At 64.0% G+C, this 26,986-nt stretch carries 25 protein-coding genes and 1 pseudogene; 12 read left to right on the top strand and 14 right to left on the bottom strand.

The genetic code is table 11. The features are described from left to right. Positions 1 to 242: 242 nt before the first annotated feature. The 3 genes from AC1MBU_RS05900 to AC1MBU_RS05890 form a co-directional block, all read right to left on the bottom strand. Positions 243 to 1,241 carry a Gfo/Idh/MocA family protein gene (locus AC1MBU_RS05900; RefSeq protein WP_479789289.1) on the bottom strand — a complete coding sequence of 333 codons (999 nt, stop codon included), beginning with the start codon at positions 1,239 to 1,241 and terminating at the stop codon, positions 243 to 245. Between the two features lie 300 nt (positions 1,242 to 1,541). Next, entirely contained in the window at positions 1,542 to 2,162 is a 621-nt protein-coding gene (locus tag AC1MBU_RS05895) for a hypothetical protein (RefSeq protein WP_479789286.1), read from the bottom strand. A 527-nt stretch (positions 2,163 to 2,689) separates the two neighbouring features. Next, entirely contained in the window at positions 2,690 to 3,613 is a 924-nt protein-coding gene (locus AC1MBU_RS05890; protein WP_479789284.1) for an acetamidase/formamidase family protein, read from the bottom strand. Between the two features lie 173 nt (positions 3,614 to 3,786). Here AC1MBU_RS05890 and AC1MBU_RS05885 point away from each other — a divergent pair, with 173 nt between their 5' ends. Beyond that, positions 3,787 to 5,475, top strand: coding sequence for a metallophosphoesterase family protein (locus AC1MBU_RS05885; protein WP_479789282.1), 1,689 nt, complete (start codon positions 3,787 to 3,789; stop codon positions 5,473 to 5,475). Positions 5,476 to 5,672: 197 nt separating this feature from the next. Here the strand turns inward: AC1MBU_RS05885 and AC1MBU_RS05880 are convergent, their stop codons facing one another. The 9 genes and pseudogenes from AC1MBU_RS05880 to AC1MBU_RS05840 form a co-directional block, all read right to left on the bottom strand. Continuing rightward, positions 5,673 to 6,815 carry a Gfo/Idh/MocA family protein gene (locus tag AC1MBU_RS05880; protein WP_479789279.1) on the bottom strand — a complete coding sequence of 381 codons (1,143 nt, stop codon included), beginning with the start codon at positions 6,813 to 6,815 and terminating at the stop codon, positions 5,673 to 5,675. Then, positions 6,812 to 7,150 (bottom strand): annotated as a pseudogene (locus AC1MBU_RS05875) (type 1 glutamine amidotransferase family protein); the annotation flags it as partial. The gene AC1MBU_RS05880 and the pseudogene AC1MBU_RS05875, both read right to left, overlap by 4 nt. A 386-nt stretch (positions 7,151 to 7,536) precedes the next feature. Beyond that, positions 7,537 to 9,525 (bottom strand): translocation/assembly module TamB domain-containing protein, encoded by a 1,989-nt coding sequence (locus AC1MBU_RS05870; protein ID WP_479789277.1) that lies wholly within the window; start codon positions 9,523 to 9,525, stop codon positions 7,537 to 7,539. Positions 9,526 to 10,258: 733 nt separating this feature from the next. Next, positions 10,259 to 10,981 carry a Gfo/Idh/MocA family protein gene (locus AC1MBU_RS05865; RefSeq protein ID WP_479789723.1) on the bottom strand — a complete coding sequence of 241 codons (723 nt, stop codon included), beginning with the start codon at positions 10,979 to 10,981 and terminating at the stop codon, positions 10,259 to 10,261. Positions 10,982 to 10,987: 6 nt separating this feature from the next. Beyond that, positions 10,988 to 11,911: an acetamidase/formamidase family protein gene (locus tag AC1MBU_RS05860; RefSeq protein ID WP_479789275.1), complete on the bottom strand. Its 924-nt coding sequence runs from the start codon at positions 11,909 to 11,911 to the stop codon at positions 10,988 to 10,990. A gap of 152 nt (positions 11,912 to 12,063) precedes the next feature. After that, positions 12,064 to 13,617 carry a PTS ascorbate transporter subunit IIC gene (locus AC1MBU_RS05855; protein WP_479789272.1) on the bottom strand — a complete coding sequence of 518 codons (1,554 nt, stop codon included), beginning with the start codon at positions 13,615 to 13,617 and terminating at the stop codon, positions 12,064 to 12,066. A 39-nt stretch (positions 13,618 to 13,656) separates the two neighbouring features. Further along, a complete protein-coding gene (locus tag AC1MBU_RS05850; RefSeq protein WP_056550377.1) occupies positions 13,657 to 13,929 on the bottom strand; it encodes a PTS sugar transporter subunit IIB in 273 nt (90 codons plus the stop codon). Positions 13,930 to 13,964: 35 nt separating this feature from the next. Continuing rightward, positions 13,965 to 14,420, bottom strand: coding sequence for a PTS sugar transporter subunit IIA (locus tag AC1MBU_RS05845; protein ID WP_346028610.1), 456 nt, complete (start codon positions 14,418 to 14,420; stop codon positions 13,965 to 13,967). A 122-nt stretch (positions 14,421 to 14,542) separates the two neighbouring features. Further along, positions 14,543 to 15,673 (bottom strand): ROK family protein, encoded by a 1,131-nt coding sequence (locus tag AC1MBU_RS05840; protein ID WP_479789722.1) that lies wholly within the window; start codon positions 15,671 to 15,673, stop codon positions 14,543 to 14,545. 112 nt (positions 15,674 to 15,785) lie between these two features. On the opposite strand from AC1MBU_RS05840, the gene AC1MBU_RS05835 reads away from it, so the two are divergent. After that, entirely contained in the window at positions 15,786 to 17,807 is a 2,022-nt protein-coding gene (locus AC1MBU_RS05835; RefSeq protein WP_479789267.1) for a transketolase family protein, read from the top strand. A gap of 36 nt (positions 17,808 to 17,843) precedes the next feature. On the opposite strand, the gene AC1MBU_RS05830 is transcribed toward AC1MBU_RS05835, so the two are convergent. Further along, positions 17,844 to 18,644 (bottom strand): IclR family transcriptional regulator domain-containing protein, encoded by an 801-nt coding sequence (locus tag AC1MBU_RS05830; protein WP_479789265.1) that lies wholly within the window; start codon positions 18,642 to 18,644, stop codon positions 17,844 to 17,846. A 150-nt stretch (positions 18,645 to 18,794) separates the two neighbouring features. On the opposite strand from AC1MBU_RS05830, the gene AC1MBU_RS05825 reads away from it, so the two are divergent. The 8 genes from AC1MBU_RS05825 to AC1MBU_RS05790 all read left to right on the top strand — a co-directional run bounded on the left by AC1MBU_RS05825 (position 18,795) and on the right by AC1MBU_RS05790 (position 24,919). After that, complete coding sequence (locus AC1MBU_RS05825; RefSeq protein WP_471672984.1) at positions 18,795 to 20,027, top strand: CaiB/BaiF CoA transferase family protein; 1,233 nt, start codon at positions 18,795 to 18,797, stop codon at positions 20,025 to 20,027. Beyond that, the gene (locus AC1MBU_RS05820) at positions 20,024 to 20,845 is read left to right on the top strand and encodes a citryl-CoA lyase (RefSeq protein ID WP_479789263.1); all 822 of its coding nucleotides are present in this window, start codon (positions 20,024 to 20,026) and stop codon (positions 20,843 to 20,845) included. Before AC1MBU_RS05825 ends, AC1MBU_RS05820 begins: the two co-directional genes overlap by 4 nt. Before the next feature lie 19 nt (positions 20,846 to 20,864). Then, positions 20,865 to 21,842: a DODA-type extradiol aromatic ring-opening family dioxygenase gene (locus AC1MBU_RS05815; RefSeq protein WP_479789261.1), complete on the top strand. Its 978-nt coding sequence runs from the start codon at positions 20,865 to 20,867 to the stop codon at positions 21,840 to 21,842. After that, entirely contained in the window at positions 21,839 to 22,204 is a 366-nt protein-coding gene (locus AC1MBU_RS05810) for a hypothetical protein (protein ID WP_471672981.1), read from the top strand. Before AC1MBU_RS05815 ends, AC1MBU_RS05810 begins: the two co-directional genes overlap by 4 nt. A 38-nt stretch (positions 22,205 to 22,242) precedes the next feature. Beyond that, positions 22,243 to 22,773: a DoxX family protein gene (locus AC1MBU_RS05805; RefSeq protein ID WP_277356976.1), complete on the top strand. Its 531-nt coding sequence runs from the start codon at positions 22,243 to 22,245 to the stop codon at positions 22,771 to 22,773. Positions 22,774 to 22,842: 69 nt separating this feature from the next. Beyond that, the gene (locus AC1MBU_RS05800) at positions 22,843 to 24,312 is read left to right on the top strand and encodes an amidohydrolase family protein (protein WP_479789258.1); all 1,470 of its coding nucleotides are present in this window, start codon (positions 22,843 to 22,845) and stop codon (positions 24,310 to 24,312) included. A gap of 107 nt (positions 24,313 to 24,419) precedes the next feature. Further along, complete coding sequence (locus AC1MBU_RS05795) at positions 24,420 to 24,662, top strand: type II toxin-antitoxin system Phd/YefM family antitoxin (protein ID WP_479789256.1); 243 nt, start codon at positions 24,420 to 24,422, stop codon at positions 24,660 to 24,662. Next, complete coding sequence (locus tag AC1MBU_RS05790; protein WP_479789254.1) at positions 24,659 to 24,919, top strand: Txe/YoeB family addiction module toxin; 261 nt, start codon at positions 24,659 to 24,661, stop codon at positions 24,917 to 24,919. Before AC1MBU_RS05795 ends, AC1MBU_RS05790 begins: the two co-directional genes overlap by 4 nt. 34 nt (positions 24,920 to 24,953) lie before the next feature. On the opposite strand, the gene AC1MBU_RS05785 is transcribed toward AC1MBU_RS05790, so the two are convergent. After that, the gene (locus AC1MBU_RS05785) at positions 24,954 to 25,601 is read right to left on the bottom strand and encodes a TetR/AcrR family transcriptional regulator (protein ID WP_479789252.1); all 648 of its coding nucleotides are present in this window, start codon (positions 25,599 to 25,601) and stop codon (positions 24,954 to 24,956) included. A 54-nt stretch (positions 25,602 to 25,655) separates the two neighbouring features. Here AC1MBU_RS05785 and AC1MBU_RS05780 point away from each other — a divergent pair, with 54 nt between their 5' ends. Both AC1MBU_RS05780 and AC1MBU_RS05775 read left to right on the top strand, forming a co-directional pair. Further along, a complete protein-coding gene (locus AC1MBU_RS05780; protein WP_479789250.1) occupies positions 25,656 to 26,102 on the top strand; it encodes a nuclear transport factor 2 family protein in 447 nt (148 codons plus the stop codon). Between the two features lie 15 nt (positions 26,103 to 26,117). Then, a complete protein-coding gene (locus tag AC1MBU_RS05775; protein ID WP_479789248.1) occupies positions 26,118 to 26,981 on the top strand; it encodes an SDR family oxidoreductase in 864 nt (287 codons plus the stop codon). Positions 26,982 to 26,986: the final 5 nt, after the last annotated feature.

Genomic DNA, 26,986 nt, shown 5'->3' with positions numbered 1-26,986 from the left:
ATGTGGCCAACTGGGATCGCCCATCAGACAACACAGGAGACGTGATGGGACTCACAGTGAACCCGCCGACGAGTCCCGCAGTAGAAGCTCCGGACACGGGAGCAAACTGAAGTAGCAATGTGAAATGCCGTCCGGTCCATCCCCATCCGATCTCTGTGGAAGTGACGTTCCGCAGCCGGAGGAAACGGTCGGCGCCTCAACAGTGCTATTTCGTCTCATTTCGCCGTAAGGCATTCGCTTTCTCAGTGCAGCGACGGCGCTGAAGGGAGAAAGATGCGCCTGCCGACAGCTGCCCGTCCAGAACCCCAACTCTTCAGCACCGCCCGCATATCCGCCCGCCACTCCGACGCCACGGCAACCCGGTACGCGTCCTCAACAACATCATCGATCAACACCCGCTGGCCGGTCGACGCCGATTGCACCGCCGCCTCCACCATGGCCAGACTCAACACGTTCGAGTGCACCTCCCCTGCCGGCACGTCGCCGGACCGCAACGCCGCCACAAACTCGGCAAGAGCCCCGGCGATCTCCTCCTCATGCGAGGCAGCCGGAACCGAAGCATCACCAGACAGCAGCTCCGCCACTGGAGAACCGGCACCATCCCACGCAGCCGTACCGCCGGCACCGTTTACCCGCCACGATCCGTTCCACGAGGTCGCCAACCCGTCCGCACACCAGCTCCCCGTATACACGTACCGGGTGCCGCCGGTCATCTGGAATACCGCGGTGGCGGCAGCAGCGCCGTCGTACCAGCTCCACGACGGGTTGAACTCCTCGCAATACACCGACACCGGATCCTGATCCAGCAGGAACCGCACCGCATCGAACTGGTGGATCGCCATGTCCACCAGCAGCACATGCGCCATCTCCTCCCGGAACCCACCAAAATGCGGAGCCTTGAAGAACTCGGTCGTCACCACACCGATATCACCGAGCTCAGCAGTCAGCGCCTTCAACTGGGTCAGCCCCTGGAGATACCGGCGCGACTGGCTGATCATCAGCAGCTGCCCGCTCACCTCAGCCACAGCCGCCAAGGACAGACCCTCGGCCACGGTCGGGGCCGCCGGCTTCTCACACAAAACCGGCAACCCGGCGAACATCGCCTCCACATTCACCGGATGATGCGCCGCCGGCACCGTCACGTTCACGACGGCGTGAGCCCCACAAGCGGCCGCAACCTCCGACACGGAAGTGCCCAGGGTGACGGAAAGCCCGAACTCCTCCACCTGTCGCCTGTGCACTCAACAAAGAGCCCGCAACAGTTGCGTTGATGAGCACGTTGCGCGCTTTCGGGGGGTCTGTCATCCATGAAACACGTCATCCGAAACGACGCGTATAAGGAGCACCCTGACAGCCGACACCCGGCGGCGCGCAATACAAGACTCACTCTGCAAGCTGTGCTTCCCGGCGTCCGGCGTCAACTCGAATCGCAACCGCGCCGCCGACTGCACCTGCGGTAAGTAGTTGATGTGTCTGTGAACTCCGGCAGGCCTATCTTGTGCGCCATACCCGGACCGCTCGATCTGGAAGCGCTGAATCGGTCAACCGTCAGAGCTCTGGGTATCGTCGCTGTGGCGGGAGCTCAAAGATCGTGCCCAAGCGTCCAGGTTCTCTGGCGCGAAGCCAGCCGCTTGCAGAGCGAGGATGCCAAGAGGGAAGTTGCCCGCGAGGAACAGTGTCACAGCTATCCACACGACGCGCCACACGAACCGCACCCCGATGTCCGCACAATCGCGCGCAAGCTCGCCGCTGCCAGCAAGCAACCGGTTGATCTGTTCCAGTTTGTCAGAAACCTCAACGCCAAGCTCCTCATCAGTCGGTAGGCCGGCCACGATCTCGGCGTCATCCTTGACAGCTTCGCCGATGCGATAAACGGTCGCGAAGTTGGGGAACTCCAACCGCGGAGTGGTTGCTGGCAACTGGCCGACGAGGTCTTCACGCAATGCCTCGTACAAAGCGTTCATGGTGGCTTGGAATTGGGGATTAGCAGTCAGTCGTTCCGCTACAGCTGTAGTGGCCGCAAGCTGCGGACCTAACCGCGCTTGAAGTTGCAGGAAACCCGAATCGTGCAGGTGTTTGATCCACGCGGATGTCTGGACATTCACCTGCGAATTTATCTTGTTGATCGTTTGCCGGAGCCGCTCCCACGCTTCCGGGTCCATGCCGAAGTCGCCTCCGGCGGCACCGGCCGATACTGGACTCATTGTCAGCTCCTTATCCCGCACAACAGTTCCAGGTTGACGCTAGCCCAGACGGGAGCGAATTTCCTCCGTTAGCGGGGTGTTGCTGAATTCGAAAAGCGGTAGAGAATGGGGCCCTTACCGGCCTCTTCCTCTGCCAGAATCCCCGCAACGACAAGAGCACTGACTACCGGTATCTCGTAAGCGCGGTTATTCAGGCGCTTCCCCGCTGTCTCTCGCCGAACCCCAAGCCTCCAGCGCTGCGCTCAGATCCGCTCGCCGCTCCGACGCCACAGCGACCCGGTACGCGTCCTTAACAACGTCATCGATCAGCACCCAGTAGCGTGTATTTCCAGGTGACCGGGTGAGTCGTTTCGCGATACCCCTTCTCATTCTGATCTTCAAGCGAGACGACAAGGAGGCCTTGGCCAACCTCAAGACCCTGGTGCAGAGCCCGTCAGCCGATCATCGAACACTGGTGACGTACGCGGTTTCGACGGCAGACGAAGCTACCCCACGGCGTCGTGATTCAGTACTGCGTGAACGCCCCAGGTTTCATTCGCGATCTGGGTGATCCGCAGGTCCACCACCGTGCTCGCGAGCGCCAGAGCCCGAGTGCGGTCCATGCCGAACAGGCCCTGCATCCACGTCAGCATGGCCTTCAGGGCCTCTGCCGTGGCCAGATTCAGATCGGCGTTGAAGCCGAAGGTGATTCTCGATCTCGGCGTCACTGCATGGATCGACCTTAGCGGCGGATCGGCGACCAGGTCGAGCACCAGCTCCGAGGTCATGCCGCACTCAATCGCGGTGCCGCCCACCTCTCCGTCGCCCTGTGCCGCATGCCCATCCCCCACACACAACAGCGCGTCGGGAACGGTGACCGGCAGGTACAGGGTGGAGCCGACAGTCAGCTCCCGACAATCGATATTCCCGCCACCGTCCGCCCGCGGCGGGGTAGTTGTCACCTCACCATGGGCTGCAGGCGGAACGCCGACGACGCCGAGGAACGGCCCCAGCCGCACCTTCTGTCCGAGGTCGTTGGCAGCCATACCGCGCTCGACATCCACCTCCCACAGCAGCCACTGCGGAACTCCGCCGTCAACGCCGAGCAGCCGGGTGAACGCATCATCCTTGCGTCCGGCGTTGGTGAACCCCCAGCTATCCGGGGTCAGCGACTTGAAGGCGACCGCCAGCATGTCGCCCGGCTGCGCTCCGGCGACGGCGATCGGCCCGGTAAGGCAATGGCCCTTCCGATCGGCGAACAGCTGAGGCTGGTCCTCGCCGGGGAAGGTCTGGCGCTGCAGGTGACCCCACGCGTCGAGGGATTGGACCCGTATGGTGTCGCCGCGGTTCACCGTGAGGGCCGCGGGAATGTCCCGAGAGAACACCTGGACCGTCGTGTCAGGTCCGGGCTCCAGCTGATGACTCGTCACGGGCACCCCTCGATAGGCGAAAAAGCCAGCCTACCGGGCGGGCGCCCACAACAGACGGACACGAACGTCTGCCCTTCCCCAGCCGTTCAACCGGACTTTCCCGTCCCGCTGTTTGTTGTTCCAGGCAAGTACCTACCGTCGAGGTGTTCACTCCACCCAGGAAAGGCACCCCCATGCTCGGGACTCCCCCGCGCCAGCGTGCGCTGGCCAGCGTACTGGCACTCGCCGTCGTCGTACCGCTGACCGTCGGCATCACCTCCATCGCCACCGCGGCACCGGACGAAACCACCCACAAGGCCAAGCCGGTCAATACCCAGCCGACCGACGACGTCCTCTACCGCCAGAGCTTCAACGGCCTGGCCAAGAACCTCCAGGCACGCTCAATCGACCCCGACATTGTTGACGGGACCGTCGGCTTCACCCACGAGGCACCCACGGGCTGGGACGTCGAGAATGACGAATCCTTGGCTGGCGTCGGCGTCGACGAATGGCGCGGCTGGTCCTTCACCACCCGCGAATTCTGGGTGGACGCCGAAGACCAGATGCGCAACCGCTTCGCCCGTGCGGACAACATCATCGCCGTGGCGGACTCGGACGAGTTCGCCGACCGCCACAACGCGGCCCACGACTTCCGCAGCACCCTGGTGTCGGACGAGATCAGAGTAAAGGGCCAGGACGCCGTCGAGCTCAGCTTCGACTCGCACTACCGCGGCTGGGCCGGCCAGTCGGCCACCGTGACCGTCGAGTATGACGGCTCCGGCGAGCAGACCGAAATCCTCCGCTACGACAGCGCCTCGGTGACGGACAACTACGACGGCTCGGTTCTCAATGCCAACGAGACCATCGCCATCGACGTGCCGGAAGGCGCGAAGAACGCAACCATCCGCTGGAACTTCGAGGCCAGTGCCAACAGCTGGTACTGGGCCATTGACTCTGTCTCCGTGCGTGAGGTGCTGCCGGGGGCCCAGGAACCGACCAGCGCCTGGGTGGTCAGCGACATCCAGGGTCAGCCCAAGGACCTGGCCCACGCCTTCACCGACCTCAACGTCACCCGCCCGGACGCCTCCGGCCTGCTGATGGTCGGCGACATAGTGTCCTCCGGTAGCGAGGCGCAGTGGAACGACATCTACAAGGTCATGGACGACGCCGCTCCCATCCTCCCCGGGACGGTCGCCGCAGCCATCGGCAACCACGAAAGCTACACCGGCGAACCGTGGGAAACCCTGCGCGACCGTTTCCTGGCCTTCGCCGAGCGTGACCGCGTCTGGGACGAATACGTGCTTGAAGGCAACGGCGGCGAAGTGCCCGTCCTGGTCCTCGGCCAGGAAGAGTCGCGGCCGCCGGAAGTACCCATGTCCCCCGAGCAGCTCGAGTGGTTCAAGGAGCGCCTGGCGTACTGGACCAAGCAGGACAAGCAGATCCTCGTCATCTCGCACTTCCCGCTCGGCGACACCGCGTCCGCATCCTGGATCCCCTGGTACTCCAACCACTACGAGCACAACGACCTGCTGACCGGCATCCTGGGCGACTACCCCAACGCCGTCATGCTCAACGGGCACACCCACTACCCGTTCGAACTCGGCGACTGGGCCGTCCAACGCCGCACCGACGGCGGCCACCCGGACGGCTTCTGGGCCGTGAACACGGGCGCCATCCAGGTCGAATGGGATGCCCGGGGCGAGAACACCGAGGGCATCAGTGAGATCGTCACCCGCGACATCAACCGCGGGCTGACCATCGACGTCTTCGAGGACCGCATGGTTATCGACGCGCGCGACTTCGGCGTTGCGGGGGTTGACGGCACCAACGACGTGAACGACGTCGTCCGCTCCGTCACCATCCCCAACCCGCTGGTCAAGTAACGCAGGCAGGAGCAGGACGGTACCGCTTTTCTGGACCAGCTGGCAACGCAGTAAGTTCCCCGCGATATATGCAAAGGGGGAGGATGGCCTTGTCGGCCGTCCTCCCCTCTGCTGTGTTGGATTGTCAGTTCCTCCCGAACCATCAGGACCATGCGGTTGATGTTGTGGGGAGCTTTCGCGTCCTCGATCGATCTGATCTAGCTCAACGACACCGGAGCGGCAGACTCTCGCCCACCCACGTGCGACCGTGCCGAGCCCCACGCCTCCAGCGTCCCCCGCACATCCGCACGCCGCTCCGACTCCACAGCTGCCCGATGTGCGTCCTCCACAACGTCGTCGATCAGCACCCGCTGGCCCGTCGACGCCGACTGCACTGCCGCCTCGACCATCGCCAGGCTCAGCACGTTCGAGTGCACCTCCCCCGACGGCACCTCACCGGACCGCAACGCCGACACAAACTCGACCAACGCCCCGGCGATCTCCTCCTCATGCGACACCGCAGGAGCCGCAGCAGCACCGGACGGCAGCTCAGCCACCGGTGCCCCCGCACCATCCCACGCCGCCGTTCCCCCGGCACCGTTCACCCGCCACGACCCGTTCCACGACGTCTCCAACCCGTCCGCACACCAAGTGCCCGTATACACGTACCGGGTGCCACCGCGCATCTGGAACACCGCGGTGGCGGCAGCAGCGCCGTCGTACCAGCTCCACGACGGGTTGAACTCCTCGCAATACACCGACACCGGATCCTGATCCAGCAGGAACCGCACCGTATCAAACTGGTGGATCGCCATGTCCGCCAGCAGCACATGCGCCATTTCCTCCCGGAACCCGCCAAAGTGCGGGGCCTTGAAGAACTCGGTCGTCACCACGCCGATGTCGCCCAACTGACCAGTCAGGGCCTTCAGCTGCGTCAGCCCTTGGAAGTACCGGCGCGACTGGCTGATCATCAGCAGCTGCCCGCTCACCTCCGCCGCAGCCGCCAAGGATAACCCTTCGGCCACTGTCGGCGCCGCAGGCTTCTCACACAGCACCGGCAACCCCGCGAACATCGCCTCCACATTTACCGGATGGTGCGCCGCCGGCACCGTCTCGTTCACCACGGCGTGAGCCCTAGAAGCAGCTGCAACCTCGGACACGGAGGTGCCCAACACAACATCCCGCAGCCCGAACTCCTCGACCGAGGCCTGCGCGGCACCCAGATTCAGGTCCACGAGACCAACCAGTTCGACGTCGTCGTTCGCCTGCAAAGTCCGGATCCAGGCCTTGCCCATCCCGCCGGCACCCACCTGCGCCACCCGCAGCGGGCCGGCGGTCTCAACGGTCTTGAAGGTGATCAACTGCTCATCGCTCCCTGGTAGCCGTGACCGGTGTAGAAGTCCTCGGTCTCATAGCGCAGCAGCACCGGGTCCGTGCGCTCGGGCCGCAGGGTCTTCGCCCACTCGACGCCGTTGGCGATCACGCGGCGCACGTCCTTGTGGTGGTAGACCGGATAGTCCTGGTCGCCCGGGCTGAAGAAGAAAATCTTCCCGAAGCCGCGCTTGAACGTGCAGCCGCTGCGGAACACCTCTCCCCCACTGAACGTGCTGAGGAAGATCAGCTCATCCGGCGCCGGGATGTCGAAAAGCTCCCGTACATTTCCTGCTCCGGGAATGATGAACGGGTGCGGCACGCCAGAGATCATTCGGACCAAGTAGGACGAGCTACAGCCGAAATTCAATGCATCGCGGATATCGCCGCGCGCAACATCGACGAAGGCTGGCTGTCAATGTATGTCCGACCGACTAGTTGTGAACGCCCGTCGACGTAGCAGGGACGGAACAACGACTTGGCTATGGCCCGGACCGGTTAGGTACTTGGCGAGTACTGCAGGGCCGGCTGGATCGATCGCTGCAGCGCGTGCGCGGACACTTCATCGAGAATCATGCACACAAATACCTTCCGGAGGATGAATACGGCATCTTGACTCAGGGTCGGCGGGACGGCTCACACCAGACCTAGTACGTCGCCGTACCAGAAGCCACCCGCTACGCGTCGATCTTTCCTAGTTCTCGCAACTTTCTAATCTTTGCGTAGGAGTCCGGTGATGCCCGCCAGCAGTAGTGCAGTGAGCACCCAAGCGAAACCCTTGATGCTTGCAAAAGCGGTCGGCAACCAGGAATCATCAGTGACGCGCCAAGCCGCCGCTTGTCCGGTCGCCGCTGCGGGAATGGCGGTGTCCACGGCGAATAATCCGGGGTTGAACCTCGGGTAATTGGGAGGCGTCTCCGTTGCCCCAGTAACTTGAATTTGCTCTGTCTTGTTACTGATTACGACATCTACTGTGGACGCTCGGAGATCGGTCGGCGTGAATGCGGGGGCATTCAGACTGGCCAGCACGAAAACGATGCCCCACAGCGCGGTCAACCAAGCGATCGCTATCGCCGGGTAATAGCCGTAGCCGACGAGCGCCGCGTAAGGCCACCGGACCAGCTTCGACGGAAACGGTGCCACCTGCGTTGTCCGTCGGGCCGCCCAGAAGCGGAGCCGTCGTCCATCTTCGGGTTGCCCTATCTGATCGTAGATCTTCGCGAGTTCCTTCCATGGCTGGGCCTCAAACTCCTTCCTGCTGCCCTTCTGGCGACGCGTGTCAATGGTGTCTAGCCACTCGCGAGCACTGTTGCGATCCGTACGTATAAATCCATGGACGGTACCCACCTTCCAACCATGAGCGCCCGAGAGCAGCGGCAGCCCATCGGCAAATTTGTCCGTCCCTACAGTGAGAACGCGGATGGTCGCGAAGGATAGACCTATGCCTCCCTCCGCGCTAAACACATCATCAAGAACGACCGTATCGAGGTGGGCGTCAGTGAGATCTAGCCCTATTCCATCGGGATTGGTAAGCTTCGCACCTGCCAACGTCAGGTGGCCATTGATGTGGGCGCCTAGTGCCCGGACTGAGCCGGTGACCTCCAACCCCTGGAGGATTGCGTCGCCGGAGATCTCCGCCCCGTCGAAGCTCAGCGCATCCCCACCCGGATTGATGATTTTCGCCCCAGTAAGGATCAACTGGCCGGCGATACGAGCATGAAGCGCCCGAATTGCTCCTGTCGCCTCCAATCCCTGCAGGAACGCGCCGCCGATGATTCCCGCGCCGTCGAGGCTCAGCGCATCTCCGTTCGGATTAGTCAGGTTTGCATTCGTAAGAACCAGCTGCCCTTTGATTTGAGCATGAAGCGCCCGGACTTCACCGAAGGCCACCATTTCCTTCAAGATTGCGCCACCGACGATCTCCGCCCCGTCGAAGCTCAGCGCGCTTCCCTCGCTGAAGCTTAGCTTCGCTCCAATTAGAATGAGCTGGCCGCCAATGCGGGCATGAAGTGCTCTAACGCCACCAGCCACCTCCAATCCCTTCAGGAACGCGTCCCCGCTTATTTCCACTCCGTCCAGATTCAGAGCGATTCCGGATGTGTTGGCGAGCTTCGCTCCGCTCAACGTTAACTGGCCGCTGATTCGGATACCCGGCGCACGGACTGCGCCGATGGTCTCCAGGCCCTGCAGAAGTGCGTGGCCCGTGATTTCCGTTCGGTCCAAGCTCAATGCGTCCTCGCCCGGATTGCTAAGCTTGGCCGCGGTCAGGTTCAACTGCCCGTTGATGAGGGCATGAAGGGCTCGAACCTCACCGGCAGCCGTCAGTTCGTTCAGGAATGTACCGCCGATAATTTCGGTCCCGTCAAGGTTCAGCGCGTCCCCGCCCAGGTTCATCAGCTTCGCACCGGTCAAGTTCAGCTGACCGTGGACGCGGGCATGCAGCGCCCGAACAGTACCCGCGGTCTCCATCTCCTCTAGGAAGACGTCACCCTTGATGTGAGCGCCGTCAAGGTTCAGCGCGTTCCCAACTGGGTTGTTGAGTCTCGCTCCTTGTAAATTCAGTTGGCCGCCTACGTGGATGCGAGCAGCGTGAACCTCTCCACTTGCTTGAAGACCAGATAGGACACAATTGCCGGAAACCTGCGTCGCGCTAAGGGAAAGGCTCGGTAAGACAACGTCCTTGAGGACCAACTCCGGCACGCTCGCCTGCACGAAGGACGCGGGACTTTCGAACTGGCAATCGATGAAAACTAACCGACAGGGGATTTTCGAATGGTTGAGGTCTAGTCTTCCGGACACCCGTGCGCCACGGATGCGTAATCCCCGAGGATCGACAACTAAGTCTGGCGCCAGTAAGACTGCACGAATATCTCGAGCCGGAATGTGACTCGCAGATACTCTCCTTCCCGCAGCATCCGCGTCGGCTTCGTCTCCCCCGAAATCCATAGCGAGATCAATTACTTCCCCGGATGCAACGCCGTCACGTAACCGCTCCATCCATGAATTTCCGCCCCCACTGTCCGCCGTCATCACCCAGTCATATCATTTGAACAGCCCCGAGGGGCCTCCGAGCTGAACCTCAAGCTGCGCAGCGTGCCATCCATCCCGGAGCGTCACCCAATTAGCCGCCTACATCAGAATCGTTACCGCATTCGTCGTTCCCTCGGTCCAGCCCATACTGCCCGGCGCTCGTCAAGCGACCCACCGGATTCAACGGCGACACCCACACCGACGTCATGGCCGAGACAGCACCGGACGTCCCTGGCTCTGCCCGGACAACGGCACCGACCGCGGGGGAACCATAGACAAATCGGCTCTGGCTGGCAGAGCTTAACCAGCCTGATCGGCTGAAGCGGTTGAGCGCGTTAAGGGGAAGCCCGGCGAACCTCGCTCACGAATAATTATCCGGGTTCTTCTTGTTATCTGTCTGTAGTTAGGAAGATTCAGCCGCCATGCGCTCTCCTGCACGTCCGCGCGCCGAGCCCCACGCCTCCAACGCCGCTCGCACCACCGCACGCCGCTCCGATGCCACCGCGGCCCGGTACGCGTCCTCCACCACATCGTCGATGAGCACCCGCTGACCCGTGGACGCTGATCGCACCGCCGCCTCCACCATGGCCAGGCTCAACACCTTCGAGTGCACCTCCCCCGACGGCACTTCACCGGACCGCAACGCCGCCACAAACTCCCCCAAGGCCCCCGCGATCTCCTCCTCATGCGACACACGCAGAACCGAGGCAGTACCGGACACCAGCTCGGCAACCGGTGCGCCCGCCCCATCCCACGCCGCGGTTCCGCCAACACCGTTCACCCGCCACGACCCGTTCCACGAAGTCTCCAACCCATCCGCACACCAACTGCCCGTATACACATGCCGTGCACCATCGCTCATCTGGAACACAGCGGTGGCGGCAGCAGCGCCGTCGTACCAGCTCCACGACGGATTGAACTCCTCGCAATCCACCGACACCGGATCCTGATCCAGCAGGAACCGCACCGCATCAAACTGATGAATCCCATGTCCACCAGCAGCACATGCGCCATCTCCTCCCGGAACCCGCCAAAATGCGGTGCCTTGACGAACTCTGTCGTCACCACACCAATGTCGCCCAGCTGAGCAGTCAGCGCCTTCAGGGCGCCCATCGCACGATGTCAGGCAACATCACTGCACGGCGTCGTGCCTCAGCACTGCGTGGACGCCCCAGGTCTCATTCGCTATCTGGGTGATCCGCAGGTCCACCACCGTACTCGCCAGCGCCAGGGCCCTGGTACGGTCCATGCCGAACAGGCTCTGCATCCAGGTCAGCATGGCCTTCAATGCCTCTGCCGTGGCCAGATTCAGATCGGCATTGAAGCCGAAGGTGATTCTCGACGTCAGCGTTACGGCATGAATGGAGGTCAGCGGCGGATCGGGAACCAGGTCGAGCACCAACTCCGAGGTCATACCGCACTCAATCGCGGTGCCGCCCACCTCGCCGTCACCCTGTGCCGCATGCCCATCCCCCACACACAACAGGGCGTCAGGTACGGTGACCGGGAGGTACAGGGTGGAGCCGGCAGTCAGCTCGCGGCAGTCGATGTTCCCGCCGCCGTCCGCCCGCGGCGGGGTAGTAGTTACCTCGCGATGGGCTGCGGGCGGAACGCCGACGACGCCGAGGAACGGACCCAGCCGCACCGTCTGTCCGAGGTCGTTGTCCGCAGTCCCCCGTTCGGCATCCACCTCCCACAGCAGCCATTGCGGGACTCCGCCGTCAACAGCGAGCAGACGGGTGAAAGCGTCGTCCTTGCGTCCGGCGTTGGTGAAGCCCCAGGAATCGGGAGTGAGCGAGACGAAGGTGACTGCCAGCATGTCCCCCGGCTGCGCGCCGGCGACGGCGATCGGACCGGTGAGGCAATGGCCCTTCCGGTCGGCGAAGAGGAGAGGCTGCTCCTCGCCGGGGAACCTCTGGCGCTGCAGGTGCCCCCAGGCGTCGAGGGACCGGACGCGCACGGTGTCTCCGGGGTTCACGGTAAGCGCCGCCGGAAGGTCCCGGGAGAACACCTGGACCGTCGCATCAGGGCCGGGCTCCAGCTGGTGAGTTGTCACGGGCACCCCTCGATTGTCGGAAGAATCAGCCTATCGGGCACACGCGCCATCGCAGATGAACACGAACGCCCGCCGTCGTCGTTCGCTAACTCACCCCAGAATGAGGAAAGGACGGCACCGCCTTCGGTGCCGCCCTTCCCTACCGCTAACCCCTACTCTGTCTTCTGCGGAACGCTTTCAGCGCTCGACGCCGCAGCGGTCTTCCGCTCCTCAGCCTTGCGCGCCTTCTCCGCGTCGGCCCGGGCCTTCTCCTCGGCCTTCAGACCGTCCAGCCATTCCTGGCGGTTGGCTCCGGGAACCCAGCCGGTATCCACGAACTTGCGCTGGAAAGCGATGGCCGCGACCACCAGCACCATCGCAATCACGATGGTCAAGACAACACCGAGCGTGGTGCCGCCCAGCAGGCTCACACCGATCAGGGTGCCGAACCAGCCGAAGTCCGCATCACCGAAGGTGCTGTTGGCGAAGCCAAGCTCGCCGAGCACCAGCAGGAGGATCGCCGGCAGGATGGTGATGATCACGCCGTTCACGAACCCGCCGATCACAGCACCCTTACGTCCACCCGTCGCGTTGCCGTAAACACCGGCACCGCCACCGGTGAAGAAGTGCGGAACCATGCCGGGCAGGATCAGCGCCAGTCCGAACATCGGGTTGAGCCAGATGGCAAGTATGCCCAGGCTGATCAGGCCGCCCGCAAACGAGCTGAGGAAGCCGATCAGCACCGCATTGGCACCGAACGGGAACACGATCGGGATATCCAGCGCGGGCTTGGCACCGGGAACAACCTTCTCCGCAATGCCCTGGAACGCCGGAACCAGCTCACCCAGCACCGTCCGCACACCGTAGAGAATGACGGCCACACCAACACCGAACTGCAGCGCCAGCCCGAAGCCCGCCATGATGAAGGCACCGGCATCGGCTGCGCCGAAGATTGCCAGGGCGTCCTCCAGCGGAAGGGCGATCAGGCCCCAGATCGCGAACACCATGTAGATAAGGACCATGGAGAGCGACGTGGCAACCATCGAGTCGCGGAGGAACTTGAGCCCCTGCGGGAAGTTGATGTCCTCGGTGGACTTGCTCCGCCGGCCCACAGCCTGGCCGGAGGCGCCGGCGGCAATGTAGCCGAGGGTGCCGAAGTGGCCGATAGCGATTGTGTCATTGCCCGTGATCTTTTTTGTCCATGGGTGGGCGAACGCCGGCATGACCACCATGATTACGCCGAGCAGCAGCGCACCGATCAGAACAACGAGCCAGCTCAGGCCGTCACCGAATCCAACCGACAGCACCACGGTGAGCATGGTTGCCATGAACACCATGTGATGACCGGTCAGGAACACGTACTTCAGCGGGGTGAAGCGCGCCAGGATCAGCATCACGATGAACCCGAGGGTCAGCACATACGCGCTTTGCGCACCGAACTCTTCCTGCGCAAGTGCGGTGATGACCTCATTGGTGGGGATCACTCCCTGGGCGCCGGTGACGGCCAGGATCAGCGCGCCCAGCGGATCCAGTGAACCGACGACGACGCCGGCTCCCGCACCCAGGATGAGGAAGCCCAGCGCTGCCTTCAGCGCGCCTCCGATCACCTGACCGGAGTTGCGGCGCATGGCCATCAGACCAATGGCGGTGATGATGCCGATTAGGTAGGCCGGCACATTCAAAATCTGTTGACCTATGAAATTCAGTACTACAACGAGCCACTCCATCGTGGGAGCTCCTTCTCTACTGTTCTGGACGGAAAGGTTCTACTGGACGGCCGGCGTGAGCTTCTCGGTGATCTCGTCGAGATCGAAGAAATTGTCAATGATGATGACTTCCGCCGGAACGTCACCGATCTCGGGTGCGAGCTCGTCGGAGGTGAGGACGATGTCCGCGGTCTGGGCTGCGCCTCTGGCCACACCGATATCTGCGGCTTCGACATCCGCATCGATGCCCAGTGAGGCGAGAACTTTCTCTGCATTCATCTTCAGGAGCACTGAGGTTCCAATGCCCATTCCACATACGGCGACGATTTTCATGAGATGCCTTTCAGTCCAGGTTGATGAGGGTCGGTTTACTTGGTGGCCAGGCCACTGAGGAGGTCGCGGACCTGTTCCGGGGTCTCCGCTGCTTCTAGCCGCGCCCGGACCTCCTTGTTGGAGAGCACACCGGCAACTGCTTTGAGTACTTCGATATGCGCGGTGTGGTCCAGCGCGGCCAACCCGATGACCAGGGTCACCGGATCATTCGATGCATGGCCAAACTCGACGGGGGTTTCCAGGCTTACCCAGCTCAATCCACCCTTGAGGACCGACTCCGCTGGACGGGAGTGTGCCAGCGCAATTCCGGGGGCAATCACGATGTACGGTCCGTGTTCCTCCACAGCCGTGATCATTTCCTCGGTGTAGGCCTCGGTGGTGACGCCACCGGCTACCAGCCCGTCACCAGCGAGGCGGATTGCTGCCCTCCAGTCGGAGGCCGTCGCTTTCGTGGTGATCGACGACAGCTCTTCGGCAAGATTCAGGCTCACAGCAAATCCTTTGCGTTGGTGGGGCAGGGGGGTGGCGCACGTCACACGCTACCGTCGCAAAGGGGCTTATGTCTACAAGTAACCCAAAGTGGATTTCAATTCGTTATCGTCAACAGGCTTAGCTATTTGGTGGTTCCGGTGCGCGTCATCCGGCTGATTCGGCCGGGTTCGAAGAGCGCATCCTGGGCCAGCAGTGACGCACCGGTAACGCCCGCCGCGTGCCCCAGCCGGCTTGGCTCAACCACCAGGCCGCGCGTGGCGAAGTCCCTGGCGCCGTCGAAAATTGCCTGCCGGATCGGCTGCAGGAACGGATCTCCGGACTGGGCCAGATTGCCCCCGACTATCACCGCTTCCGGATTCAACAGGCCGACGACGTCGGCAAGCGTCTGCCCGATGATCGCCGCCGTTTCCTCAATCAGGGAAAGCGTTGTCTGGTCACCCTGGCGGGCCAGCTCCACGATGTCCGCGCTGGTGCGGACCGTGTAGCCGCGCTCCAGCAATTTGGCCCTCAGCACGGCACCGCTGGCGACCTCCTCCAACCGCTGCAGGCGGTCCCCGCCGAGCGTCGGGCAGCTCACATCACCGGCGCCGCCGCGCGCTCCCCGGTAGACCTGACCATCCGTGACGAAGGCCAGTCCGAGGCCGATCCCGGCTTTTACCACCACGAGGTTCGGCTCCTCAGTGGGCGCCCGACGGGCCTCCGCGAGCGCCATGACATTTACGTCACGGTCGACGGCGAACACGGCGTGGTCGTAGCGGGTCTTGAAGTACTCGCGCACCAGCACGCCGTCCCACTCGGGATAGACCTGTGGACTGGCCAGCCGTCCGGTTGCCACATCGACCGGGCCGGGCACGCCGACACCGATCCCGACGACGTCCCTGCGTTCCTTGCCCATGCTGCGGAGCATGTAATCGAAGACCTGCCCTGCCCATTCGAAGATCTCGGTGGGGCCTTCATTGAGACCGATATCCGCCTCGTCTTCGGCCAGCAGCGTCGAGGTGAGATCGGTGATGGCCAGGCGGGTGTGCGAGCCGCCAATATCGACGGCGAGGAGCAGGCCTGCGTCGGCATTGACGGCGAAGGTTTCCGGCGGCCTTCCGCCCCGGGAGTCCAGTTGGCCAACGCTGACGATGATGGAGGCGTCGAGCAGCTCGTCGAGCCGGCGGGCAAGGGTGATCCGCGACCAACCGAGCACCTCGATGAGGTCGTTCCGGGTAGTGGCACGCCCCGATCGAATCAAACTCAATGCCACACCTGAGCCGGTTGCCATCCCCTTGACCATTGCGTCCCCTTCTCCCGGCCGACTGCGGCCGCACATCATCCAAGCATTGACTTAAGTACAGGTGTATACCAAAGTGGCGTCCGTGACTAGAGAAGATTCTTCCACCGTTGGGTTTCCTTCCATTGCGGACGCCCGCGCAGTCGCCGCTGCGCAGGCGATTCCAGCCGTCCTCGTGCAGCAGAAGGGCCACGGACACGCTGGGACGGCAATGGCCTTGGCGCCGCTATCCCACGTCCTGTTCTCGCGGGTTCTCCGGCATTCACCGCAGCATCCGCACTGGCCGGCTCGGGATCGGTTCGTGTTGTCCGCCGGCCACGCAAGCCTCTTGCTCTACCTCCAGCTGTATTTCACCGGGTACGGGCTCACCCTTGAGGACCTGGCGGCAAGCCGCTCACTGAAGTCGAAGACTCCAGGCCATCCGGAGGTGCACCACACCGTCGGCGTGGAAATGAGCACCGGGCCACTGGGGCAGGGAGTTGCTTCCGCCGTCGGCATGGCCATGGCAGCCAGGCATGAAGCGGCGCTTTTCACAGCGGGTTCGAATCACCTGGACCACACCGTTTGGGCGCTGGCCGGGGACGGATGCCTGCAGGAAGGCGTGTCATCGGAGGCATCCAGCCTCGCCGGCAGCCTGGGTCTCGACAATCTGGTGCTCATCTGGGATGACAACGGCATCACTATCGACGCCGACACGTCCGGCACCTTCTCCGAGGACGTCCGCGCCCGCTACCGCGCCTATGGCTGGCGGGTCCTCGAGATCGACGACGCCACCGATCTGGCAGCCATCGAGTCTGTCCTCCGTGCCGCCGCCGAACGGACCGGCCAGCCGACGCTCGTGGCCGTGAAGACGGTCATCGGCGCGCCCTCCGCCAAGTTCGGCGGGACTCCTGCGGCGCACTCAGGCGGGTTCGGCAAGGAGGAAGTCGGCGCGGTCCTGGAATCGCTGGGCTACTCCCCCACGGCTGGGTTGGAAGACCTGGTGGACGAGGAAATCCTGGCCCACACCCGTGCTGCCTCTGAGCGCGGAGTCGCGCTGCACGCCGCCTGGCAACGCTCGCATAGCGCGTGGGGAGCTGATCAGCCCGAAGCGGCTGCGCGCTGGAATGCCTTCCGGGACGGCACCACCGATCCGTCTCCGCTGGATGGAATCGACACGGGCGCTCCGGGAGACCCGCTGGCTACCCGCAAAACCAACGGCGCGGTGATCAAGGCGCTGCAGGAATCGCTTCGGCTTTGGGGCGGGTCGGCTGATCTGAGCGGCTCGACCAATGTCGCCGTGGATGGCAAACCGTTCTCGGCGGGCAACCCGGTCGGCGAGTTCATCCGCTTCGGCATCCGCGAACACGCGATGGCCGCGATTCTGAGCGGCATCGCCCTACACGGACCGTGGCGTCCCTTCGGATCCACCTACCTGGTCTTCAGCGACTACATGCGCCCGAGCATCCGGCTCGCGGCACTCATGGGCCTCGGCGTGATCTACGTCTTCACCCACGACTCCGTAGCAGTGGGCCAAGACGGTCCCACGCATCAGCCGGTGGAGCAGATCGCCTCCCTGCGCACTGTGCCGGGGCTCGACGTCGTCCGGCCGGCTGACGGTGTGGAGGTCACCGCCGTCTGGCAGCGCATCCTCGCGTCCCCGCAGCGGCCGGTGGCGCTGTTGCTGAGCAGGCAGGATGTGCCGGTCCTGGAGTCCGACGGCGACACTGCGGACGGCGCAAGAGCCGGCGGCTTTGTCCGGTGGCAGAGCGGCGACGGAAACGACCTTGCGTTGATCGCCACCGGCAGCGAAGTGTCGTTGGCAATCGAGGCTGCCCAAGTTCTTGAGCGCGAAGGAATCGCCGCGCGGGTCGTGTCCATGCCCTGCGTTGAGTGGTTCAGCGAAGCGGACCGCGACTACCGGGAATCGGTGCTTCCGCCGTCGTTGACTGCCCGGGTGGCAATCGAAGCCGGACGGGGTGATGCCTGGTACCGCTGGGCCGGATCCTCAGGCGAGGTGGTCTCCATCGAGGAGTTCGGCGAGTCAGGATCCGGCGCAGAAGTTATGCGCCTGCGCGGAATCCATCTGGATGCTGTTCTTGACGCAGCCCGGCGGGTGCTTTCCTGAGTCACTTGAGGCAAGCCAGACAGGAGCGGCGAACTCCTAGCGCATCGCCTTGACCGGCCGGGCCTGCCAGCGGGCCCAATCCGCGCTGGTCGCCGCAGCTGCTTCCTGCAGCAGCGGCAGGTACTCGTTGATGAGTGTCTCCACACTGGTTTCCTGGGCATGCACCGTTGCGTTCATGGAGGTGCGCACCACGCCCTCACCATCCCGCACCCCCACTGAGATGGACCGAACCCCCGGAGCCAGCTCCTCATCCGCCAACGCATAACCGCGCTTCCGGGCCTCCGCCAGGATCTCGAGCACCCGTTCGTCGCTCATCGGCGGAGCCGCTGGAAGTCCCGAACGGGACGGCTCAGCCAGAACCTTCAGGGCCTGATCCGGTTCCAATGAAGCCAACAGCACCTTCCCCTGCGACGTCCGCATCGCCGGAAACCGGGTGCCGATGTCCACCCGCAAGGCGATCAGCTTCGGCACGGCCACCCGGGCAACGTACACAATGTCCGATCCATCCAGCTGGGCCATGGACGACGACTCGCCCGTCCGCTCCACTAGATGTTCCAGATGCGGCCGCGCCATGTCCCAGAGACCCAGTGACCCGACATAGGCCATGCCCAGCTCAAGCACCTTCGGCGTGAGCGCAAACGTCCCGTCCCGGACGTGGACGTAGCCCAACTCCTGCAGCGTCAAGAGGATGCGTCGGGCGGTGGGCCGGGCAAGTTCTGACGCTTTGGCCACCTCGCTCAGGCTCATGACCGGATGCTCCGGCGAGAAATGACGCAGCACATCCAGCCCCCGCGCCAGCGCCTCAATGAAATCCGCTCCCTGCCCGCGATCAGGCATGGCACGTCCCTAGCGCTGGTGATGAGTGATGTCGTGACCCTTGACACATCGGCGATCCGCTTCCATCATTGAGGAACTTCGCATCCGTCGGACAAGTGTCCGTCTAGCGGACACTCTACCCGAGAACCTCCTCCACCGGAAAGGTCTTCCGTGTCAGACCCAGAGATTTCCTCGACCGCCCGACCACTCGAGGGCGTGGTGATCGCCGACTTCTCCCGCGTGCTCGCCGGCCCCTACGCGACCATGCTGATGGCGGACCTCGGCGCGGAAGTCATCAAGGTCGAAGGCCCCGGCGGAGACGACACCCGCAGCTGGGTCCCCCCGGTCCGTGCCGACGGCGTCTCCACCTACTACACCGCCATCAACCGCAACAAGAAGTCCATCGTTCTCGATTTCAAGAACGACGACGACCGCGCCACCGCGCAGGCACTCGCCCGCCGTGCCGACGTCGTCATTGAAAACTTCAAGCCCGGCGGGCTGAAGCGGTTCGGGCTGGACTACACCTCGGTGCGCGAGGAGAACCCCGCAGTAATCTACTGCTCCATCAGCGGGTTCGGCTCAGCTGAAGGGGCTTCGCTCCCCGGCTATGACCTGATTGTCCAGGCCATGTCCGGCCTCATGAGCCTCACCGGTGACGCCAACGGCAGCCCGTACCGCGCCGGCATCAGCGTGTTCGATGTCATGGCTGGCCTCCACGCAACCATCGGCATCCTTGCCGCCCTGCGCCACCGCGATGCCACCGGCGTCGGCCAGCATGTGGAGACCAGCCTGATGGCCTCGGCGATGAGCGGGCTCGTTAACCAGACCACCGCGTACGTGGCCGGCGGCGTGGTCCCCCACCGCATGGGCAACGCCCACCCGAGCCTGTTCCCCTACGAACCGCTCCCCACCGCCGACGACGACCTCATCGTCACCGCCGGCAACAACGCCCAGTTCCGCAAACTGTGCGAGGTTCTCGAGATCCCCGACGTTGCCGATGACCCACGGTTCGCCGAGAACGGCGACCGCACGGCCAACCGGGAGGAACTGCGCCCACTGCTCGTCGACCGGCTGAAGACCAACACCGCCAAGCACTGGTTCACCAAACTCAACGCGGTCGGCGTACCGAACGGTCCCATCAACACCATCGGTCAGGGCGTCGAATACGCCAAGGAACTCGGGCTGGAACCGGTGGCCACCGCCGGCACCGGCGACCGCGCCGTCCCCGTGGTGCGCCACCCGATCACCTTCTCCGCCACTCCCGCCCGCTACGACCTGGCCCCGCCTGAACTTGGCGAACACAGCGATCAGATCCGCGCCTGGCTCGGCGCCCAGACCGGTGCAGCCCGGACAGCACATCCCACCACCGCAGGGGCCTCAGCCTCACAGGAGGAAACCCGATGACCGTCACCCCCGAAAAGACCGGAACGACGCCGCAGTTCCCCACGTCGCTGGGCACCTCCACTCCCACCCAGATCAACCTCCTCGGCCAGGACCTGGCACAGGACCTTATGGGCAAGATCAGCTTCGGCGAACTCGCCTACTGGCTGGTTGCCATGCGCCGCCCCACCCCCGGCCAACTGCGTGTCTTCGAATCCGTCCTCGTTGCCCTGGCCGACCACGGTTTCACCCCCACGGCCATCGCCGCCCGCCTCACCTACCTCAGCGCCCCGGACTCGATCCAGGGCGCAATGGCCGCCGGCCTCCTCGGCGGCGGATCACGATTCCTCGGCGTCACCGAGGACTGCGGACAGTTCCTCGCCGCCACCCTCGCTGCCCATGACGGTGACCTGCCCGACGACGACGACGGCTGGGACGCGATGGCCCTGGACGCCATCCGCGCACAGCGCGCGGCGGGCAAGTTTGTTCCTGGGCTCGGGCACCCGAACCACAAGGACGGCGACCCCCGCACCCCCGTACTCATCGGCATTGCCGAGGAGGAAGGAGTGCGTGGCCCGCACCTGCGCCTGTTCGAGGCCATTGGCCGGATGAGCGAGACCGCCCTCGGCCGCCGTCTTCCCCTGAACGGTGCCGGAGTCTGTGGAGCAGCACTCGCCGATGCGGGCCTGCCCACCGATCTGCTGCGCGGGTTCGCCCTGCTGGCCCGTGCCGCGGGGCTGCTGGGCCAGATTGCCGAGGAAAAGCGCAACCCCATCGCCAATGACGTCTATATGACCGTGGACCGCAACGCGGTCTATGTCGACCCCGACCAGAGCGCCTGAGCAGGAGAGAGGACATCCCATGGCTGATCTGACGGCCGTACTGGCCAGCACCCACCACCCGTTCTACCTCAAGGCCACCACCGACACTTCCGAGAACCGGCTCCCCCAGGCCGACGAGTGGCAGCGCAAGGTCGAGGCCTACCGGGAGACCCTGGCCGCCGCCGAGCCGGACGTCCTGGTGATGGTCGGCGCCGACCACTTCCACCAGTTCTTCCTCGACAACTACCCCACCTTCCTGATCGGCAAGCAGGAGAAGTACGACGCGACCTTCTACAACGAGGAACGCGAATTCGGCCTCCCCACCTACCTGCTCGACGGCGACCTGGAACTCTCCAATTACCTGCACCAGGGCCTGCTGGACGCCGGATTCGACTTCTCCTTCAGCCATGAACTGAAGATCGACCACTCGATCGTCTGCCCGATCATCACCGTCCGCCCGCAGGCCGACCTGCCCATCGTCCCGATCTACACGAACATCTTCGCTCCGCCCATGCCCTCGCCGAAGCGGTTCTGGGATTTGGGCAGGGCCATCCGCACAATCATCGACGCGTGGCCCTCGGACAAGAAGGTCGCCGCCATCGGCACGGGCCATCTGTCCCTGGAGCTCGGCGGACCGCGGATGTTCGGTGACCACGGCCCGGACCCCGTGTTCGATGCCCAGGCCATCGAATGGCTTTCCACCGGCAACATCGACGCCATCCTCTCCAGCGTCACCCATGACTCGATGGCCGCCGTGGGCAACGCTACCCATGGGTTCATGGACCTGATTCTCATGATGGGCATCGCCGGACCGCAGCAGGCGGACTACGTCGACCAGCTCGACCTCTTCCACACCCGCGAAATGTACATGACGTGGTACCCGAACAAAACCGGGAAGCTGGCCGCCGCCGCCGAGCGCGCAGCCCGGTCCTCCCACGCCAGCCTCGGCCCCGTCTACGCCACCGCGGAAGCCGGCGCAGAAGCCAGCAAGGAATCAAAGGAAGGTGTCCCGGCGTGAGCAAGTACTACGTCAACAAGTTCCTCTACACCGTGGACCGCGACCCGGCGTGGGTGGCCCGCTACAAGGCCGACCCCGCCGCCACCATCACCGACTGGGAAGCGGAGATCGGCCAGTGGCTCAACTCTGCGGAGAAGACAACCTGGCTGTCCTTCACCGACGACGAACGCCGCGCCCTGGAAACCTACGACTACGAGTGGCTCTTCGAGTACGGCGCCCATTTCTTCCTCTACCTCACCCTGTTCATCGGACTGTTCGACGAGGACTGGGCGAAGGAACGGGGACCGCTGTCCTACCAGCTCGCCTGGGCCAAACGCCTCCAGGGCTGGACCGGCAAACCGTACCCCTCCATCGCCCTCTAACAACCACCAACATAATCCCGACGACGACGGCGGCCACCATGCATGAAGGAATCCTCCTCCTCCGGCTCCTCCTGGGCCTGGTTCTGCTGGTTCATGCCGCCCAGAAGTCGCTCGGCTGGTTCCAGGGGCTCGGCCTCACGACCATGGCTGGTGCCTTCGAGCAACTGGGCCTGCGCCCCGGAAAGCCCATGGTCCTTCTGGCCAGCATCACTGAAGCCCTGGCCGCCGTCTCGCTGCTGCTCGGTCTCTTCACCCCCCTGGGAGCGGCGGCAGCAGCCGGAACCATGGCGGTTGCCGGTGCCACCTCCCAACTCAGCGCCGGTTCCTTCTGGAACGCCAAAAAGGGAGGCGAATACCCCTACGTCCTCGCAGTCCTGGGCATCGTCCTTGCCTTCACCGGCGCCGGCGCCTGGTCACTGGATGCATTGCTGACCACCGCCTATCCCCAGGCGGCACCGTTCCTGGGAGGCACCGCCGTCGGGCTCGCCGTCGTCGTACTGGCCGGCCTTTCCGCGGCAGTGTTCCTCAAAGTTGTCCTGAACCGCCGTCCGGCAGGGCAACCAACATGACGACGGCGGCACCAACCCCAGTCTCTCCCCACCTTTCCTTACACCTACCCCTACTCAAAGGAGTCAACGATGACCACTGAAACGCGAGCACCCCAGCCGGGCCGTCCGATCGTCTTCCGCAACGGAACCGTGCTGACCATGGACGGCGCCAAGCGGGTCCTGCAGGATGCCGACGTGCTCATTGTCGGTGAGAACATCGAGGCTATCGGCCAGTCCCTGGAGGTGCCGGAGGGTACGGAGGAGATCGATGCGTCCGGCGGGATCGTGATGCCGGGCATGATCGACACCCATCGGCACATGTGGCAGACCGCGATGCGCGGCTACGGCGCCGACTGGACGCTCACCCAGTACTTCGTCTGGTACTACCTGGAGCACGGCACGGCATTCCGGCCCGAGGACATCGCCGCCGGCAACCTGCTCTCGGCGTGGGATGCGCTGGACGCCGGGGTCACCACGAGCGTCGACTGGTCCCACGGGCTGAGCACGCTTGACCATGCCGAGGCCGCGCTCGAAGCCCTCGAGGGAACCGGCGGCCGCTTCGTCTTTGCGCCGGGCAACATCTTCGCGGGGCCGGCCGAGTGGACCTCGAACCCGGATTTCAAGAGCTTTGTGGAGCGTCGCAACCCGCGCTCGGACATGCTGAAGTTCCAGCTGGCGTTCGATGTCACCGGCGATCCATCCTTCCCGGAAAAGGGCGCGTTTGAGGTGGCCCGCGAACTGGATCTGCCCGTCACCACCCACGCGGGCGTGTGGGGAGCAACCAACGACGACGGCGTCCGGCTGATGCACGAACACGGCTTCATGACGCCCGGCACGGTCTACGTCCACGCCGCGACGCTGAGCCGCGATTCCTACCAGCGCATTGCTGCCACCGGCGGGTCTGTGTCCCTGTCCACCGAGAGCGAGCAGAGCTGCGGTCAGGGCTATCCGCCGTCGTGGGTTCTGCGCCAGCATGACATTCCGATGTCCCTGTCCATCGACACCAGTGTGTGGTTCAGCAGCGACCTGTTCGTCGCAATGCGCACTACCCTCGGCGCAGACCGATCCTACGAGCACATGCGGGCGCACGAAGCCGGCGACACCATCACCCACTCCGCGCTGCGTGCTGAGCACGTGGTGGACTGGGCTACGCGCGGAGGCGCTGCGGCGCTCTCCCTGGACCACGCGGTCGGGAGCCTTGAGGTGGGGAAGAAGGCCGACGTCGTCCTTGTCAAGAACGATCACTCCCCCACGTCCTTCCCGCTGCTCAACCCCTACGGGCATGTGGCGCTGCAGGCCGGACGCGGTGACGTGCACACCGTGCTGGTCAACGGACGGGTGGTCAAGCACAACCACCGCCTGATCGGTGCGGACCTGCCGGGAATCCGCGCGAAGGTCGAGTCGACCGTGGAGCACCTGCGCTCGACCCTCGGTGAAGAGGCCTGGCAGAAGGGCATGAACCCGGACGTTCCGGAGACCAAGATCCTGGACAACCCGTACATGTACACGGACTACCGGGACGCGTCCACCCACGCGAAGGCGGCGGACCTCCCGGCCTGACTGCTTCCTCCGCCGTGGGAGAAGCTCACTGAACGGCATCGAGGTGTTCACGGGAGCACGCTCCTTGCGTACAATAAACTGTACGCAAGGAGGTAATAATGAAAACCATGACCTATTCTGAATCCCGCGCGAACTACGCTGCCACTCTTGACGCAGTGCTCGATGACCGTGAAGAAGTGGTGATCACCCGTGCCGGCAAGGACCCCGTCGTCATTGTTTCGCTGGACGACTACCAGTCGCTGAAGGAAACCGCGTATCTTCTCCGCAGCCCGGAGAACGCCCGGCGACTTCTTGGTGCCATCGAGAACCTTGAAAGCAGCAAGGGTGTGACCCACGAGCTCGACGAATGACGCTGGTCTGGGACGAGTCAGCGTGGGAGGACTACCTCTGGTGGCACACTGAAGACCGCAAGATCCTCAAACGAATCACCATACTCATTCGGGACGTGCAGCGGAACGGGAATGAAGGAATTGGAAAGCCCGAGCCCCTGAAGCACGGGTTTCAGGGGTATTGGTCTCGACGGATCAACGACGAGCACAGGCTCGTGTACAAGGTGGTGGAGCAGGAAGTCCGTATCGCCCAGTGCCGGTACCACTACAGCAGGTGAACACCTCCAGTGCGCTCAAAGACTGGGGCTCACCCTAGGTCCGCGGCGGAAGCAGCGCCGCACTCATGGTGTCCGCGACAAAGGTTGCGAACTGTGCCGGCGTCCATCCGCGCTGAAGCACCAGCAGTTCATACAGTTCCGGGGAGCTGACCGTCCACAGAACATCGATGGCGTCCGAGAGGGTGGTCCCTTCCTTCAGGAAACCGCGTTCGGCCAGGAATTCAGCGTTATGCCTCATCCGTTCCAGGCGGTGCGCGTTACTAGCCTCCAACAGTCCGGCCATCGACGAGTCTGTCGCGGCTGCGGAGCGGATGAGCAGGAGGATCGGGGTAACTGTCGACGCCACTTCAGCCGTGAGGGTGCCCCACTGGTGCATCAGCTCCCGGGGATCATCGATGCGTTCTCGGATGTCATCCGAGCGTCGGTAGGCGGGAGTGTCACCCGTGCCGGTCAAGCCGCGCTCGTAGATGGCGCGGACCAACCCTGACTTGTTCTCGAACGACTTGTAGATAGTTTCCGCGGAGATACCCGCCGCTGCCGCGATGCTGGCCACGGTTGTCGCAGCGAAGCCGTCCCGCAGAAACCGCTGCTCCGCGACATCAAGAAACATCGACCGCGTCTGTTCTGCGAGTGCCTTTCGGCGGCTCGAATCATAGGGGCGACGGCCATTGACCGGAGGCATTGCCAGCTCCATACTTGGTATTGGGTACAAAGCACTGTAATGAAAGGTTAGCCGATGAACGGCAACCAGGAACACCCTCATGCAGATGGCCCGCAGCGAAGCCCGCTAAGGGTCATCGACAGGCTCGTCAGCGCCGTCAACGACCACGACCTCGATGCCCTCACCGCCTGTTTCGCGGACGACTACGTCAACATCACACCGGCCCACCCGGCACGCAGCTTCAGCGGAGTGGATCAGGTTCGGCAGAACTGGCGCACCATCTTCGAATCCCTCCCCGATATCCAGACAAGCGTTGTCAGCGCGGCCATCGACGGTCAGGTGGTCTGGACCGAATGGGAACATCGCGGCACCGGCCGCGACGGCTCTGCCAAGCTGCTGCGCGGCGTCGTTATCTTCACGGTCGGTACTGAAAGGATCACCGGCGCCCGATTCTTTCTGGAACCGGTCGACGACGACGCCCGGGGCGTCACCGCCGCTCTCACTCACCAACTGGACCGCTAGCCCAAAGGAAGCATCATGATTCTCGTAGCCGGAGCCACCGGCAAGCTCGGCGGGCTCATTACGCAGCAACTCATTCAGCAGGGCGAACCTGTCCGTGTCCTTGTCCGGCCGGATGCTGTGGGCAATTTCGGGCCGACCACGGAGGTTGCCCTCGGTGACCTCAAGGATCCGGCCTCACTCCGCGAAGCCTGCAAGGGTGTCGACGCGGTCATCACTACGGCGAACTCAACGGCGCGGGGCGGGGCCGACACCATCGAGTCAGTGGATCTGACCGGAAACCGCAATCTGGTGGATGCTGCCGCTGCCGAGCGGGTCGGGCGGTTCATCTTCATCTCATCGCTTGGCGCGGACCCCGCCAGCACCATGCCGCTGCTTCAGGCGAAGGGAGAGACGGAAATGCACCTTGCCGAATCCGGCATGGTCTGGACGTCGATCCAGCCGAATGTGTATATCGACCTCCTGGTGATGGGCGTCGTCGGTGGTCCGGCCCTGTCGGGTGCCCCGGTCACACTGGTTGGCTCCGGCGAGCGCAGGCACTCCTTCGTGGCGGTGTCCGACGTCGCCGCCTACACCCTGGCCGCGCTCCACTCCCGCGCGTCCGAGAATCAAACCGTTCGGGTGGGCGGTCCGGAACCGCTCTCCTGGCGGGACGTCGTCGCGACGTTCGAGCAGTTCCTGGGCCGTCCGGTGGAGGTCCGCACAGTTCCTCTGGGTGAACCGGTACCCGGGATGCCGGAATTCATTGTGCAGCTCCTCACGGCACTGGAGACCTATGATTCCCCGATGGACATGACGGGCATGGCGGAAACTTACGGTGTGAAAGGGACCTCGCTGAGGGAATTCCTCGGCGCCACGCTTCCGGTTCAGCAGGTGGGCTGAGGTTG

The organism is Arthrobacter sp. PTI12, from assembly GCF_056679915.1.
This window is presented reverse-complemented; position numbering and strand designations above follow the sequence as displayed.